8 protein-coding genes are annotated in these 15,336 nt (G+C 65.1%); 5 read left to right on the top strand and 3 right to left on the bottom strand.

The window, feature by feature from the left end; all coding sequences use genetic code 11:
* The first annotated feature begins 69 nt into the window (after window positions 1-69).
* Window positions 70-2,634 (top strand): MuF-C-terminal domain-containing protein, encoded by a 2,565-nt coding sequence (locus OVA24_RS16480; protein WP_267671095.1) that lies wholly within the window; start codon window positions 70-72, stop codon window positions 2,632-2,634.
* A 65-nt stretch (window positions 2,635-2,699) separates the two neighbouring features.
* On the opposite strand, the gene OVA24_RS16475 is transcribed toward OVA24_RS16480, so the two are convergent.
* The gene (locus OVA24_RS16475) at window positions 2,700-3,614 is read right to left on the bottom strand and encodes a hypothetical protein (RefSeq protein WP_267671093.1); all 915 of its coding nucleotides are present in this window, start codon (window positions 3,612-3,614) and stop codon (window positions 2,700-2,702) included.
* A gap of 273 nt (window positions 3,615-3,887) precedes the next feature.
* Between OVA24_RS16475 and OVA24_RS16470 the strand changes: the two genes are divergently transcribed.
* Window positions 3,888-5,777, top strand: a complete 1,890-nt coding sequence (locus OVA24_RS16470) for a hypothetical protein (RefSeq protein ID WP_267671091.1) — start codon at window positions 3,888-3,890, stop codon at window positions 5,775-5,777.
* Between the two features lie 75 nt (window positions 5,778-5,852).
* Here OVA24_RS16470 and OVA24_RS16465 read toward each other — a convergent pair whose 3' ends face one another.
* Together OVA24_RS16465 and OVA24_RS16460 are read right to left on the bottom strand one after the other, a co-directional pair.
* A complete protein-coding gene (locus OVA24_RS16465) occupies window positions 5,853-6,953 on the bottom strand; it encodes a hypothetical protein (protein ID WP_267671090.1) in 1,101 nt (366 codons plus the stop codon).
* A 288-nt stretch (window positions 6,954-7,241) separates the two neighbouring features.
* Window positions 7,242-10,922 carry a lamin tail domain-containing protein gene (locus tag OVA24_RS16460; RefSeq protein ID WP_267671088.1) on the bottom strand — a complete coding sequence of 1,227 codons (3,681 nt, stop codon included), beginning with the start codon at window positions 10,920-10,922 and terminating at the stop codon, window positions 7,242-7,244.
* Between the two features lie 294 nt (window positions 10,923-11,216).
* On the opposite strand from OVA24_RS16460, the gene OVA24_RS16455 reads away from it, so the two are divergent.
* The 3 genes from OVA24_RS16455 to OVA24_RS16445 all read left to right on the top strand — a co-directional run bounded on the left by OVA24_RS16455 (window position 11,217) and on the right by OVA24_RS16445 (window position 15,333).
* Window positions 11,217-12,008, top strand: a complete 792-nt coding sequence (locus tag OVA24_RS16455) for a hypothetical protein (protein WP_267671087.1) — start codon at window positions 11,217-11,219, stop codon at window positions 12,006-12,008.
* A gap of 151 nt (window positions 12,009-12,159) precedes the next feature.
* The gene (locus OVA24_RS16450) at window positions 12,160-12,975 is read left to right on the top strand and encodes a PEP-CTERM sorting domain-containing protein (protein ID WP_267671085.1); all 816 of its coding nucleotides are present in this window, start codon (window positions 12,160-12,162) and stop codon (window positions 12,973-12,975) included.
* Window positions 12,976-13,017: 42 nt separating this feature from the next.
* On the top strand, window positions 13,018-15,333 hold the full coding sequence (locus OVA24_RS16445) for a glycoside hydrolase domain-containing protein (protein ID WP_267671084.1): 2,316 nt from the start codon (window positions 13,018-13,020) through the stop codon (window positions 15,331-15,333).
* The last annotated feature ends 3 nt before the right edge of the window (window positions 15,334-15,336 follow it).

Genomic DNA, 15,336 nt, shown 5'->3' with positions numbered 1-15,336 from the left:
GCACGTTTCTGCTAGGGAAACGGCGGATCATTTCCCGCCCGCATCCACTTCCGCCAGGCGGAGGCGGACATGGGGCTGGCGCATGCCACGGACGGGACCATCGACTCCCACCTCGCCTCGTTGTTCGTGCTCGGTTCCTCGCGCAATGAATTCGCCGGTGGCGTCACCCGCATCGTCGCGGAGATCGCGGGGAACGCCAGCCCGCTCACCGTGCTGGAGGAAAGCATCGAGGGCGTGGGCAAATACCTCATGGAGCGCCGCGGCGTGTCACGGGGCAAGATGCTGCGGTGGATCCGCGAGACGGAGGCGGGCACCCGCACGCAGATCCTCGCCGGGGACTTCGACACGCTGGATGACGCGCGGCAATACCAGGAACTCATCGAGGGTTGGAGCCGTATCGGCGTGGCGCACGCCACCGGGCGCATGCGGGACAGCCAGCTCGCCGGGCCGCTGCGGAGCTTCTTCCGCGCGCTGAGGGAAGTGCTGGGCCAGGTGCTGCGCCTGGCCGCCGCCATGCGCCACCACGCCGCCTCCGGAAAGATGGACGCGGAGATGCGCCACTGGCTGGACGTGGCGGCGGGGTTCACGCCGGAGGTGGACCCTGCCGGTCATCCCGGCGGAAAGAATGGCGGACCTGTTGGAATGGACGCGGCACCGGTGCTCGATCCTGCCTCCTCGGCTGTCCCGTCGTTCGCCCTGTCCCCGGAGTCCGCGACCGCGAAGAAATTCCGCAGCGATGTCGATGCCATCCTCGGGGGAAGCTATGATCTCACCCGCCCCGTGGGTATGGGACCCACTCCGGAGGTACTGAGGGCTGTGGGAGCGAATCCGCTGCTTCTCAGCATGCCTCCCTCGGTAGTGGCCAAGTCAATCGGCGGCAAACATGATCTTTCCCCTGATCTGTTCAAGCAGGTCATCACATCCCTCCACGATCCCGTCTTCGTTTTTGAATCCGAAACGGTGCCGGACGCGCTGACCGTAATCCTCGATCTCAAGCATCAAGGGGATAACGTGCTTGTTGCGGTTCATCTCGACCAGCCGAGACAACAACACAAGGTGAACAACGTCGCCTCGGTGTATGCCAAAACCAATCCCCAGGCGTTGGCCCAGTGGATGAAAAACGGAATGCTCCGCTACACCCACACACAAAAAGGCCGTGATTTGTTCCGATCTAGAGGGCTCCAATTGCCCAAAGAAGGAACGCCTCACGGCAACCCGAATCTTATCACGGAAGCGGACATCGTCAAGGGAGGAGGTGGAGGGCAAACCTCCTTTTCGCTCGGCCCTGCGCCCTCGCTCATCCGCCCGCTTGACCCTTCCACCCATACCGATCAGAATGAACACCATGAAAGACTACGAGAACCCCTTCAAATCCTCGAAGCCCTCGGAGCAGAAACCCATGACGCTCGAAGAGGTCCGCAAGGCTTACGCCCAAATGCAGGCAAGCGCCGGAAACATGGGCAGGAATTCTCCGGTGACTCCGGAATCCTGGCGTGGGCACAGCGTCATGGACGGATACTCGACCCTGCTCTCATCGATCAAGTCAGAGGAGATGACGCACCAGGAGGAGGAGAGCACAAGGTCATCATTGACCACGTCTCCAGCCGTGTCATCAAGCTGACCAAGCCCGGCTTGTTCGGGGCGCAGGCGGAGGATGCCATCGCCTACCTGGAGCGCTGGGCGCTGCACAACCGGGCCTTCGGTGACGACGTCGCTTTCGAAGGACTGGTCACCCTACCCGGAGAACACGCGCCCCGCGCTGTAATCTCCCAACGCTATGCGGAGGGCCGCGATGCCACCATGGAGGAGCAGGCGGATTTCCTCAACGACAAGGGCTTTCACGAACAACCGGACGGACGCTGGATCCACCCCATCCGTGGCATCACGGTGTGGGACACCGTCACGCCGGGCAATGTCATCGCCACGGCGGACGGCATGCGCGTCATCGACCTGCAGGTGGCACCCACCCCGTCGAAGGAACTCGCGGAGGTCCGCCAGCTCACCGGCATCGGCAGGGAGACTTCGTTTTCGATTGGAAATGATCCAAACCAACCCCATGATCAACAACATGACCAAGAAGGCAGAATGGTTCCCGGAACCGGAGAGTCACCGGAAGGCCAACGAAGAAGCGAGGAGGAAAGCCGCAGAAGAATCCGCGAAGCTCTCTCCAGAGCAGAAGCAGACTATGGCGAAGAACGCATTGGAGACGGTTCGGAAAGCCATGTCTTCCGATTCGGACCCAGCCAGGTTCTGAAGGAATTCAAGAGCGATGGCATCGTGAGGTATCTTCCTGACGGAAGCCGGACCACCGATTCCAGTTTGGAAGCTGCGCGTGAGAAAGCGTCCGTCATCGAAGCGCTTGGCGGGATGCCGACGACTGCCTTAACGGCAGGGGGCAAAGTCTTCATTGTCCAAGATCGAGGCACCCCAATTTCGGAAACGGACTACCTCTCCATCGAACTCCCTTTCGGCATCGAGCCATCCCGGCACGGCATCTATAAGATCGAGATCGACGGGGAAGATTATCTCATCTCCGACCTGCGACCTGAGAACTTCGTGAAGGACCCGCAAGGCAACATCCGCCTGATCGACCTGATCACCGGCAAGGTGGCGAAGGGATCGACGCCGAAGTAGCGCGGCACGCGGTGGCGGGTGACGTCTCCTGCCGCGGGGGGGGATGAGCGGCGGGCGGCGCCTGCCTACCGATCCTGGTGGCGGCGAAGGAAGTCGCGGAGTTTCTCTCCATCGAGCTGACCGCTGTCGATGGCTTGCTGGATGGCTTCAGCACGCGCGGTGGCAAGATCATCCGCGCCAGATGCTGGTGGCTTCGCAGCGGCAGGATCGTCATATGGCACGGTGTCCAACCGGAGGATTTTCCGGGTGAGAAGGCGGGATAGATACAGCGAACCGAAGCCATGCAGCATGACGCCGATGAAACCGAACTGGGCGGAGACGGGCTTTCCGGTGCTGACAAAGACCACCATGTGGATGGAGCAGGCGATAACGAGGGCGAGGAAGCCGGTGAGAAGGCAGCCGGCGGGATGGGAGCGCCCAGGCTGCTCGCCACGCTCCGCTGCGGCAGGCATGGGTCCCGGGTGGGTATTCCGCCCGGGATGGGTGGCGGACTCCAGGCTGAGGACATGCGCCTTGTTCGACCCGTGGACAATGGCGGCGGCCGCCTCCAGAAACCGGTGGAGCCAGTCTCCCATGAGGTCCATGTAAGACTGGGACAAACAGTCGGTACCCGTGAGGCGGTCCATTGCCTCCATATCCGCCGGGCTTGGCTGGAGGAAGCTCGTGGCGGTGGTGTCCTGGGGCATGAGGACAGGGCTGCGGCTGCGCTGGCTGAGGAGCAGCGCGAACTGGACGGCGCCGAGCCAGGCGGAAAAGAGGCGTTCATCGAACTTCCAGGTGGCTCCACTATTTGCATAGTAGCGCTCACGGTCCTCCAGAAAGGCACTGACCGCGCCGGGAGCACCCGCCTCCGCGCATGCGGCCGGGATCTGTGAACGGGCAACCACCTCTCCCGTCAGGGTGCGCGCCCATGCGTGCATGGAGGGGGTGTCCTCCGAAAACGACACGATCCAGAAGGAGATGAGGGCGGTGGCCTCCATGTGGAGGGAGCGGCGGACAAAGGGATCCCCACGTCCAGCAGGCGCGTGATGCCATGGGTGAGCCGCACGATCTCCTCCGCATCCCTGCCGCGACGGATGTCATAACATTCCTCCTCGTGCGTGTCCATGGGTTCTCCGGCCGGGATCATGTGGTTCCTGAAATGCGGAGGAGAGGTTGTTCCAGTCCAGGACGCGGGGGCAAGTGATAAGGACGGAGGCCATGACGATTGCTTGCCAGTTCCGGTGGGATGGGATTCCAATGCCAGCCGCCCGATGATTCTCCATATCTCCCTCAAAGACGACCAATGGATCCAGATGACCGACGTGGAGTTGCGGGGGATGTGGGAGAGCGGCCTGTTGCGCGATGAGGATGAGTGTTATTACTGGATCGAGGGTATGGATGGCACCCGCCCGCTGAAGGAGTATTTCCTGCACATGCCGATGGCAGCCCCTGCTTTGCCACAACCGGTGACCTCACCACTGCCGGTGGCGGTGGCGGACGCGGCTACCGGGCCATCAGGGAATCGGCGGCGAGGAAAGCTGACGGTGCTGGTGGTTGGCGTGGCGGTGCTCGCAGGCCTGGCGGTACTGGGGAGTGCCATCATCACCGGTATGGCAGGATGGGCAGAGCCACAGGCCCTCAAGGAGCCACCCGCCAAAGCCGCGGAGCTGAAGGAACCGGAGGAGCCGTTTGAGCTGGCTGAGGTGACGGCGCCGGTGGAAAAAGCCCCGCTCCCAGCCCCGCCCGTGAAGCACGGGGCCGCGCCTCCGCCCGCACCGGCGTCTGTTCACCAGATCCTCCAGAGGTTTGTGGCGGTGGAATCCATCCTCCCCAGGGACTACGGTGATTTCCGCATCGACAGGGTGGCAGCCCCTGACGCCACCACTCTGGAGTATCATTTCACCATGTCCACGACGCCGGAGGCACCGCGGGAGGCAAGGTTGATTTTCAGGGTCGCGATGGAGGAGCGGGACTTCCTCACCGGTTTCGGGATGCCGGAACTGGTGTTCGAGCCGAAGCATGGCATCGTCGTCCGGTGCATCGTCAGGGACAAGGACGGCGGTGTCATCGTGACGCACGAGGTGAAGCCATCCGAGACGGCGACGCGGACGCCGGAGGAAAGGAACGAGGTGGTCGACGCGTTGATGGAGCAATACGCCAGGGAGTTCCTCGTGACGGATGAGGAGAGTGAGGATATCCGCGTCACCGCGCAGCGCTACCTGCCGGGAAAAGTGATGGAGACGGAGGTGGAGGTATCCTCCCCTGCGGCGCAGTTTATGCTCAAAGGTCGGGGCATGGCTTTGCTGCGCAAGGATGACGAGGCCCGTTACTTTGGGGAAGACGGAGCGGTGTTCCGCAAGAACGAAGTGATCTTCCGCACCCGGGTCGTGACCAGGGAGGGGAAGGAGGTGGGTAGGTACACGGTGGGCGCCGGCTCACCGGGCGGACCGCTGCAGGCGGCGGAGAATACCGCCCGGGAGAGTGAGGCGGAAAAGATCCTGCGCGCACATGCGGCAAAGACCGACATCAATGGACTCCCGCCCAAGCCTCTGTCATTCAAGGTCTCGGAGATCTCCGCGCCAGGAGGTGGTCTCCTGGAATACAAGATGACCCAGCCGGTGCTTGCCGGAGCTGATCTGGCGGAGGCGCGGTTGCGCATGATACTGGCGGTTGAACATCCCGCATTCTTTCAAAGGGATGGACTGCCAGCCGTTTTCTTCAGACCGGGAAGTGACCTGCGCCTGCGGGTGAGGGTGCTGGACGCCACGACGGGGAAGCCTGTGCTGATTCATACGATCACCCCCTCCGAGATCCTGCGGTGGACTTGGCCACAGGGGGAGCGCCGGGTGGGGGAGTTGATGACACGGTATGCCAAGGAGTTCGAACCATTCGACCAACCCGGCGGTCCGCGCAGCACGTCCGTGGCATGGCTGCCGGACAGAATACTGGAGAAGACCATACGGCTCCGGCGGGCCAATCACAACTACGGCCAGCATGCGGCATGGGAAGCCTCCACCAAGGAGGAATACGAACGGGCCTACCGGCAGCCTGACCACGACTGCTACCGCATGCACCGCATCAGCATCCGCTACCATGTCTATGACCAGGATGTGCGGCCACTCGGCACTTTCCTCGTGGGGCCGGCAGCGGGGAAAAAATGACGGGGCAATCAGATGTGGGATGGCGGGCCCGGCCTTTCCCCGCCGGTGTTGGTTCCGGTTCCCATCCCCCCCCTTTCACTCCGGGATCTCCACGACCTGATAAAACTGCCGCGGGTTCGCCGTGCGGTCGATGGGGTGGGGGAAGGAGAGCGCCGCGCCCGTGCCCGGCTTTCCCGCCGGCAGGATGGCCCAGCGCACCAGATCGCGGGAGGTCGCCACGCGGTAGTGGTGGCCGGTGCGGCTGTTGCACGTCAGCGTGCCGGTGGGTGCGGAAAAACCGAATGCCGTCACCGTGGCCAGCCGTTCGCGCAGCGGCGCGTCCACTGCCAGCGGGTAGCCCATCGCCCGCAGGAAATTCAGGTCCGTCGTCTCGATGTTCGTCCATGACGGATGGTCGTTCGCGTAGGCGATCCCGCTGATGTGGGAAAAGTCGATGTAGGATCCGTTCGTGCCGCCCGGCCCGCTGACCGGCGGCATCTTCACCACCCGGCCATGGCGGTCCCGTGCTTCGAAATAAAGCCCCGTCTGGTTCCGCACGTTCTGCCAGTTCGCCGCCAGCGGAAAGCTGTTCACCCGGTAGCTGATGCCCAGGCTGTCCGGCGCGCCCAGCACCGCGTTCCCGTTCTGGTCGCGGTAGAGCGTGTCCACCAGCCGCGCCGTCACCCACTTTCCGCGCGGGTCCGACGTCGCATCCAGAAAGAGGGAGCTGGACGCGCCGAACGCGTGGTGCATCTCATGCCGGCCCAGCCCGCGGATGTTGTTGATCAGCGCGCCGGAACTGCCGGAGTACAGCGCGTTCACATCCAGGTTCCAGCTCAGCGTCACGTCGGACGCCGCGGATGGCCGCTGCATGCCCTTCACGATGATGAGCCACAGCCCCGGTGCGGACACCTGCCCGCCCGTCTCCGCATGGCGGTGGTACTGGGACCAGGTCGATCCCGCGGACGCATAGGCCACCGTCTCGTTGTCATTGATGGACACGCGCACCACCGCGTCGGAGTCGAACACGGCGCCCAGGTCCGTCAGGAACGCCTGCATCTCCGCACGCGCCGCCGCGGACCATGTTTCCGTGAACCACTTGCTGCCCGGCTCGAACTCCGCGTTGAACCGCACGGCGGCTGGTGCATGGGATGGTATGGCTGCGGAAAGCAGGGCTGCGGTCAGGATAGGGCGCATGATGGTTCGGATCGTGGATGGTGGATTGGAAGCGGAGGTATGGACGGAGCGCGGACTTCAGTCCGCTTGGTTTCGCAAGGTCCGGATTCCACAGAGCCTTGGGCTATCATCCGGTTGCGGAGCCTTCTCCGGACACGGATCAAAGGATTAACGGATTGTGATGCTGCCGACCTTTTGAAGAACCAATCCGTGCAATCCGTGCAATCCGTGGTTGATGAATACCGGATCATCCTGATGAGCGTTCCCGATCCCCAAAGGCAATGGACCGCCGTCCGCGCTGCTGTCAGATCACGGCGCATACCTCACCCTCAGTCTCAGGAAGCGGCGGCCCGCCTTGTCATCGGACTCCGGGTCGCGGAACAACACGCGCGCCATCCCCGCCACCGTCTGCGTGGAGGCGGGCGCGGTGGCCACCACCGTCCAGTCCTCCAGATCGTCGCTGGCCAGCAGCTCGTAGGTCAGGCCCGTCGTGTCCGGCGGGCGGGTGAACTCCAGCCCCGGCCTGCTCGTCGTGCCGTCCATGGACCACCGCAGGTCCAGCCCCGGCGTGTCGCCCGTCTTCGGCAGCGTGGCCAGCGCGTATTCCATGAAGTTCGGCCTGCCGTCCCCGTCCGCATCCCGGTCCCACGCGGACACCGCCGGATCCTCCAGCTCCGCCTCCGTGAAGGCCGCCGCAGCCCACGCCGCATAGCCACCCGCCGCAGGGGAAATGGGGATGCCCGCCAGCGCGAGGTTGTCGAACCGGTTGTTCCCGCCCGTGCCGCCCGCCCCGGCGGAGAACACCACCTTCAGCGCGAACAACGCGTTGTCCTCCGCACCGTCCACCGCCTTCAGGTTGAACTCCTCCACCACCGGCGTCCCGTCCACCACCGTCACCTCACGCAGCGGCAGAAAGGTCGTGCCGTCCACCGTGTAGGTCCACGTCTGCGTCCCCGCGCCGGAGCCGGACCGCCGTGTCTCCACCGTCGCCGTCACATCCTTGTAGCCCGTCGTCGGCAGCCGGAACACCACCGTGGAGCCGATGGGGTTGTTCACCCGCAGGTGGCGGCCCGCCGCATCCGGCGTGCCGTCGCCGTCCGGGTCCTTCGCATTCGCGCCTTTGAAATCCTGCCCCGTGTCCGTCAGGAAAGCCGTCGTCCCACCCGGCGTCGTGGAGATGGAGCCACCCGTGCCGTGGTTCGGCACCAGCGCGTCCGCCAGCACCTGCGGGTTGAAGTTCCAGTAGTGCACCAGCGTCGCCGCGGGTGCCCCCGCCACCAGTTGCTCCGGCGCGGACCAGTGGGACCACCGGCCCGTCGTGTCACGGTGCCGCACCCGCACCCGGTATGTTTTCCCCACCGTCACCGCGGACACCGGCACGTCCAGCGCCATGCCCGTCGTCGCCGCCGTCCATGTCGGGGTGATCTCGTATTTCCTGCCCTCCTCCGCCGTGTAGCCCGCCACCCCCGGTGCGGAGATGCGGGACACCCTCCACTGCGTCTCCGCGTGCGCGTTCACCCCCGCATACGCGGATGAGGTGAAACGCATCGCATCCACCGGGTGCCCCGGCTCCCCCGTGTAGGAGATCACCGGGCGGGACGGGATCGCCGCGTCCAGCGACTCCTTCAGCAGATACTGGTAGCCGTAGCCAAGCTGCCTGCCGTTGTTCGCCGCCCAGTTCCCTCCCGGCCACGTGTCCGTCGCATAGTCGATGTAGTACTTCGCCATGTCCTCGAAGCCCGCCGTCCCCGTGAAGGAAGGATCCCGCAGCCACCGTGTCCACGTCCCCCCGTCATGGATGGAGTCCAGCGGCGTGCGGAAAAAGTTCCCCCGGTGGTTTTCGGACCCGCTCGTCCCGCCCAGGCCCGTCGCCGTCACCACCGTCCCTTTCGTCCGTGGGTGCAGGTTCCACAGCGCCGCGTCCGCGTTCGCCCAGTTGTCCGTCGTCCCCGGTGGTGACAGGATCTGCCGGTACTCATCCACCAACTGGCCGATCTGCCCGCCCGCCGGGTCCGCGTCGGACGCCAGCAGGTCCAGCACCTCCCGCGCACGGTTCCGGAACTCCAGCGCCAGCTCCGGATGATAGACGATCGAACGGTGCTGGTCGATCGTCCCGGACTTGTGCGTCTTCGCGATGAACATCATGTCCATGTCCCACGGGATGGGCAGCCACCGGTTGTCCGACGACCGGTGGTAGAACAGGTGGTTCTCACCCGGCCGCAGGTCGATGTTGCCGAACAGGCGGTTCAGCGCGTGGAACGTGTAGTAGCTGTCCATGTCCATGTTCTCCCGCCACCACGCCGCCGTCGGGATGGTCTTGCTGGACGTGTCGCGGAACGCCTTCCAGTCGCTGGAGTCCAGCGGGAATCCCGGCAGCACCGTCTCCGGGTCGCCCTCGTTTTCCTCGATCTTGTAGATGTTCCCGTCAGGCAGCCCGCGTTCATCCAGGAAGCCGCCGCCCACCTTCTCCACCGCCAGATACAGCCCCCAGAAATCCCCCGCGTACTGTCCGTCGATGTTCCCGCCCGTGGACACCGGGTCGCCCACCATCGTCCCCGCGGCCGGTGTTTCCTGCGCGTTCCTCACCACGCGGAAGTGGTAGTAGTGCGTGTGCGGCGCCAGTCCCCCCGCCAGCGTGTGCGCCTTCAGCGACATCGCCTCCTCCATCCCCGCGCTCCCGCGGTTCACCGGCACCCACGGGCTCGCGTTCGCGTTCGCGGAAAAGCTCCCCCACGTCTCCGCATACGGCACGCCGAAATGGTTCTTCGCCGCCAGGTCCCGCCCCGGGTTGAAGTAGAAGCGCCACTTGTTCTTCCCGGACTGGTAGGTGGAGAACTGCCCCCTGTTCCGGTACTCGATGTTTTCATAGACGATCCCGTCCACCACCAGCGTCCCGCGCATCCTCACCTCCCGGAAGGAGGTGTTGTACTGGGAGTTTAGTACATCCGTGCCCGTCGTGATCAGCGTATAGACCGGGACGGACGTCAGCGTCGCCGGGGAGAACGTCTGCAGCGGTGTCGGGTTCGCCGGGATCACCGTGGACGGCCGCAGCGCGCCCTTCCACTCCGGCACACCGTCATACACATACCAGGCGAAGTTCGGCTGCCCGTCATCCGCGAAGGGTGCCCGCGTCCGGTTGCCAGGACTGTCCTCGAAGACGATGCGGTAGCGCACCAGCCTGCGGTTCGCCTGCACCGTCCCCGGCACCACCGCGCGGTGCACCCCGCCGCCCTCGTGCGTCATCGGCGCCTGCACCCAGCCCGTCGCATACGCCGCGTCGGAGATGCGGATGTAGGAACCCGGCTCCACCACCTGGTACTCCAGCGTCACCGGCCCCACGCCATCCGGGTCCTGCACCGTCGCCGTCACCACCACCTCCTGTCCGGACACCGGCTGCCGCGGCTGGTGGGACACCTGGGAGATCACCGGTGGCGTCTGCGCCAGCGGCGTGTAAATGCTGTTGCGCGCCCCGGGCGTCGGCGCTGCCGGCACATACGCGCCCATCCCCGCCGGTGCGCCGGACGCCCGCCACGCGCTGCCCGCCGCGTTGTCCAGCTCCGGGTGGATCAGCTCCGCGGACGCACCCTCACCGTCGATCATGCTCGGCCATGGAAAGCCGAACTTGTAGTCCACGCCGTCCCGCAGCGCGCCGCCCGCGTCCCGCAGCTCGATCATTTCCCCCGTCGAGTTCAGCTTCCCGCTCCACGGTCCCACCGCGCCCACGGACCAGCGTGCCGTGACCGCCGCCGGATCCATCGCCACCACCAGATACCCTCCGGCCGGGATGCTCGTCCCCGCCGGGATCGTGAAGGTCACCGCGTTCGCCACCCGCCAGCCGGACACATCCACCGCCGCCGCGCCCGTGTTGTGCAGCTCGATGAATTCCTCCAGGTCATGGCCGTCCTCCGGCTTCGGATGGAATTCATTGATGACCACTTCCGCGTGCAGCACAGGGGCCGCCAGCAGCAGCCCCAGCAGCGCGCCGGTCATCTTTCCCGCGGGGGATATGGATCGCGTAATCCATCCGGAAATGAGGGGTCCTCTGGCCATGGTTCCGGCATTACCGGGACATGGACCACGCCTTTTAAAGCAAATACGGGAAAGGATCGAAAACAGCGGAAATCATACTATTCTGACATCATGGGCGGTCGGGTCTGTCGGCGCGTGTCAGAAAAAGATCAAAAACACAAACCAGAGGAGCATCGAATCGAATTGGAAGGAATCACATCGCGGGGAAGCATGAGGTGATAGTTCCAGCCAAACGCGAATCAACACCACCTCCCCATGAACACACACATTCTCGTTCCACTGATCGCCTCCCTCTCCGCCATCTCCGCCAGCGGATCCATCCTCATGCTCGACTTCGGGCCGACCACCGCGGCCGGGGCGGACCTCACCAACAGCCCCTACCACACCGTGGCTGGCGGCGGATTCACCGACGGCTCATGGAACAAGATCGAGAAGGCGGACGTCAGCTCCCTCACCTGGTCCGGCGGAGGCACCGCCACCGGAGTCTCCGTCAACCTCGGCGTCGCCCCCGGCTCCGGCACGCCCACCGTCGTCAACTACGCAACCGCGCCCAACTCATCCAGCGCACTGGGCACCCTGTGGCCATCAGGTGGTGGCATCTACGCCGCCACCTCCGTCGGCCGGGACGGCATCTTCGGTGTGGCCAACCAGAGCCTCGGCATCCAGATCACCGGCCTCGCCGCCGGGATCTATGAAATTTTCGTCGTCGGACGGAACACCAACACCGGCAGCACGATCGCCAACTCCTACGTCGGCGCCGGTGTCGCCGGGGAGAACTTCGACTTCTCCGGCCTCACGCCCATCAGCATCAACTACACCGCCGCGACTTCCACCGCCGCCTGGATCGAGGGCGTGAACTACTCGAAACACACCATCACCCTCGCCGCCGGCCAGGCTCTCAACATCGCCACCCAGGGCACGGACGCGGACAGCCAGTTCCGCGGCTTCATGAACTCCATCCAGATCGTCCAGCAGGTGCCGGAGCCATCCGCCGCCCTGCTGTCCGGCGCGCTCCTCCTGCCGCTGCTCCGCCGCAGGCGCGCCTGAACCCAGGACCGTCCCGGATGATGCCACGCCCCTCTCCACGGAGGGGGAAATCTCCAGGTCCGCATGAACCACCATGCGGACACACGGGAGAACCACGCCCAAAAATCCGCCCGCATCCTGAAACCTGCATCCTGAATCCCTCCATCCACCCATGAAATCCCACGCTTTCCTCCGGCTCCTCCTTTCCTGCTCCATCCTCATGGCGGCGCACGCCGGAGCCGCCACCCTCGCCGTCAACTGGGGCGGTGACTACGGCACCGGGAATGCCTTCGAGCCGAACGGCTTCACCGGCGGGGAGCCGGGCCAGCTCAGTCCCTCCACCAACTACTCCGGCACCAGCTCCGTCTTCTACGGTGACGCCCGCTCCTTCATCGGCGGCATCTACCAGGGAACCAGTACCACCTTCGGCATGGTCGTGAACAACGGCGGCCTCGACCGCATCGAGCTGAAAGGCTCCGACGCCTTCACCCCGGACCCGCCCAACAACACCGGCTTCCTCCTCCTCTGGAAGCAGCAGGACTTCCTCAACGGCATGAACACCGGCGAGGTCGGCTTTGACGCTACCTCGTCCGTCCGCCTCAACATCACCACCTACGCCAACCAGGCCGCGGACAGCGGGCGCCTCGTCCTGCGCTCCGGCGGACAATATTACATCTCCTCCCGCATCTACACCGCCAGCGGGGACCAGACCACCGCCAACCTCCCGGCCCTCAGCTTCTTCGCCTACAACCCCGCCAATGACATCAACGTCAACGGTGACGGCACCCCCGCCTCCATCGCCTCCGGCGGCGTCATCCCCGGCGTCACCGAGGTCGGCTTCTACTTCGAGTCCATCGGCAGCAGCAACGCCGTCCGCATCCAGGACTTCGAGGTCAGCCTCGTCACCGTGCCGGAGCCATCCTCCATGGCTGCCTCCGCCTCACTCCTCGCCGCCGTGTGCCTCATCCGCCGCCGCCGCAACGCCTGATTCCATTTTCCAGAAAACCAACATCCAATACCGCCAGAGTTCATGATTCCGAAGAAAGTCCTGCCCGCCCTGCTGCTCACCGTCGCATGGCCCCACCACGTCCACGCGCTGGAGGAGATCAGCGGCCCCGAAAAGCTCACCAACGGCACCTTCGACGAAGCGGGGCAGGGGGATGAGGTCCCCTTCTCCGGCTGGGCCGGACGCGCCAGCCAGGGTGGCGAATACACCTTCACCCTCGCTGAAGGAAAGACCGGCAAGGCCGCGAAAATCTCCGGCACAAAGACCGGCCGCGCCCACCTCTGCTACAACGGAGGCTTCCCCGCAAAGGCCGGCGAGGTCCTCCGCATCCGCTTCTGGGCGAAGACCGACAACCTCAAAGGCGGCATCTTCGCCAACCTCGAGGGCGAGCCCAACAACAACGGCTGGCACAAGATCAACATCGGCTCCTCCACCGACTGGCAGCAGTACGAAACCCGCGTCACCGTGCCAAAGGGTGCCAACGGCCAGGAGGAGCCGAAGATCGGCCTCTGGTTCTACCACTTCGGCACCGGCGACTTCTACCTGGATGAGGTCAGCGCCACCATCGTCACGCCGGATGATGGGAAGCGCGCCCAGCGGGAGCTGCAGGAGATCCGCGCCTGGGGGGACGCCTACGGCACCGACGGCGGGGTGAAGGCCGCCATCGACCAGCTCGTCACCGGGGCTGCCGGAGCCTCCACCCTCGCCGCCGTGCGGGAGGTCAGGGGAAAGGCCTTCGACATCATCGGCCGCCACCAGGGCGCGGACGGCGGCTTCGCCGTCGGCATCACCACCGGCCTCGCCCACGTCTTCCTGGATGAGGACTACCACGGCGGCTTCGCGAAGTCCCTCAACATCGCCCTCGCCCGCAACGAGAGCGAGGGCGCGCAGCTCGCCGTCATCCCCACCGGCGCGGAACTGAAAGGCGCGTCCGTCACCCTCGACGGCGACCTCGTTTCCTCCGCCGGGAAGATCCCCGCGTCAAAGGTGAAGATCGACCTCGTCGGGTTTGTGGACACCACCGAGGGCAAGCGCCCCTACCAGTCCACCAAGCTCGGCTGGTGGCCGGACCCGCTGCTGCCCAACGGCGCGTTCGACGTCAGGGCAGGGGAGGTCCAGCCGCTGCTCGTCACCGTCACCACGGACGCCACCACCGCACCCGGCCTCTACTCCGGCGGCCTCACCATCACCGGCGGCGGGAAGAAAGTCGCCCTGCCCATGAAGGTGCGCGTCCATCCGTTCACCCTGCCGGTGAAAAGCACCCTCACCACCCTCGTCCTCGGCAGCGGGGAGGAGAACGTCACCAAGTTCTACGGCCAGGACCCCGGCGGAAAGATCGCCGACCGCATGGTGCTGGAGGCGTCGAAGCTCCGCATGCCACCCGGCGGACTCCTCAACGGCTGGGGCTGGAAGACCCCCGGCGTGCCGAAAAAGTCCGGCGGCGGCTATGATTTCGCCAAGCTCGACCGCTGGATCGACATCATGAAGCCCTACGTCACCCGCTTCCCCATCGTGACGGTCCCGCGCTTCCGCAAGTTCGGCGGCGGCGAGTATGATGACACCTTCAAGCGCGAGCTGGAGGACTTCCTCAAAGCCTACGCCCGCCACCTGAAGGAAAAGGGCATCTACGGCTCCGCCGTCTTCTACAACCTCGACGAGGCCTCCGACCACGAAAGCCTCCGCGAGTGGGACGTCTGCAAGGAGATGTACGACCTCTCCAAGAAGACCCTGCCCGACATGCCCGTCATGCAGTGCCTCAACGAGTTCAAAGGCGTCCAGGCCCTCTCCGGCCACGCCGACATCTGGGACCTCTACTACGGCCAGTATGAACAGGCAGGCGGACCGGAGCAGCTCAAGACCGGCCATGAGATCACCCTCTCCGTCTGCGTCTGGCCCAGCGAGCGGCCCAACATCTTCGTCGAGTATCCACTGGTGGACGCGCGCATCCTGCCGTGGATCTGCTACCGGGAAGGTGCGAAGGGATTCGAATACTGGGACCTCTACCAGACCTGGCCCGCCAACGCCGGGAACCTGGACTGGTGGAAATCCGGCGGAACCCGCACCACCTGGAAGTTGGTGAAAAACCACGGCGACGGACTCCTCCTCTACCCCGGACCGGACGGCACACCGCTCAGCAGCCTGCGCATGGAAGCCCTCCGCGACGGACTGGAAGACCACGACTACCTCGCCCTCCTCGAAAAGCGCGGCGGCCCGAAGGCCGAGGCCCTGCTCAAGGAAGCGAAGGAAGTCCTCGTCACCGGCGTCACCACCTATGACACGGACCCCGCGAAGCTCCTCAACCTCCGCGAGCGCATCTCCGCCGTCCTCTCCACCCGCTGAGAT

The sequence above is a fragment of the Luteolibacter sp. SL250 genome (assembly GCF_026625605.1).
Classification (GTDB): Bacteria; Verrucomicrobiota; Verrucomicrobiia; order Verrucomicrobiales; family Akkermansiaceae; genus Luteolibacter.
Note: the sequence above shows the minus strand (reverse complement) of the source record. Positions and strands in the feature narration are given on the sequence as shown.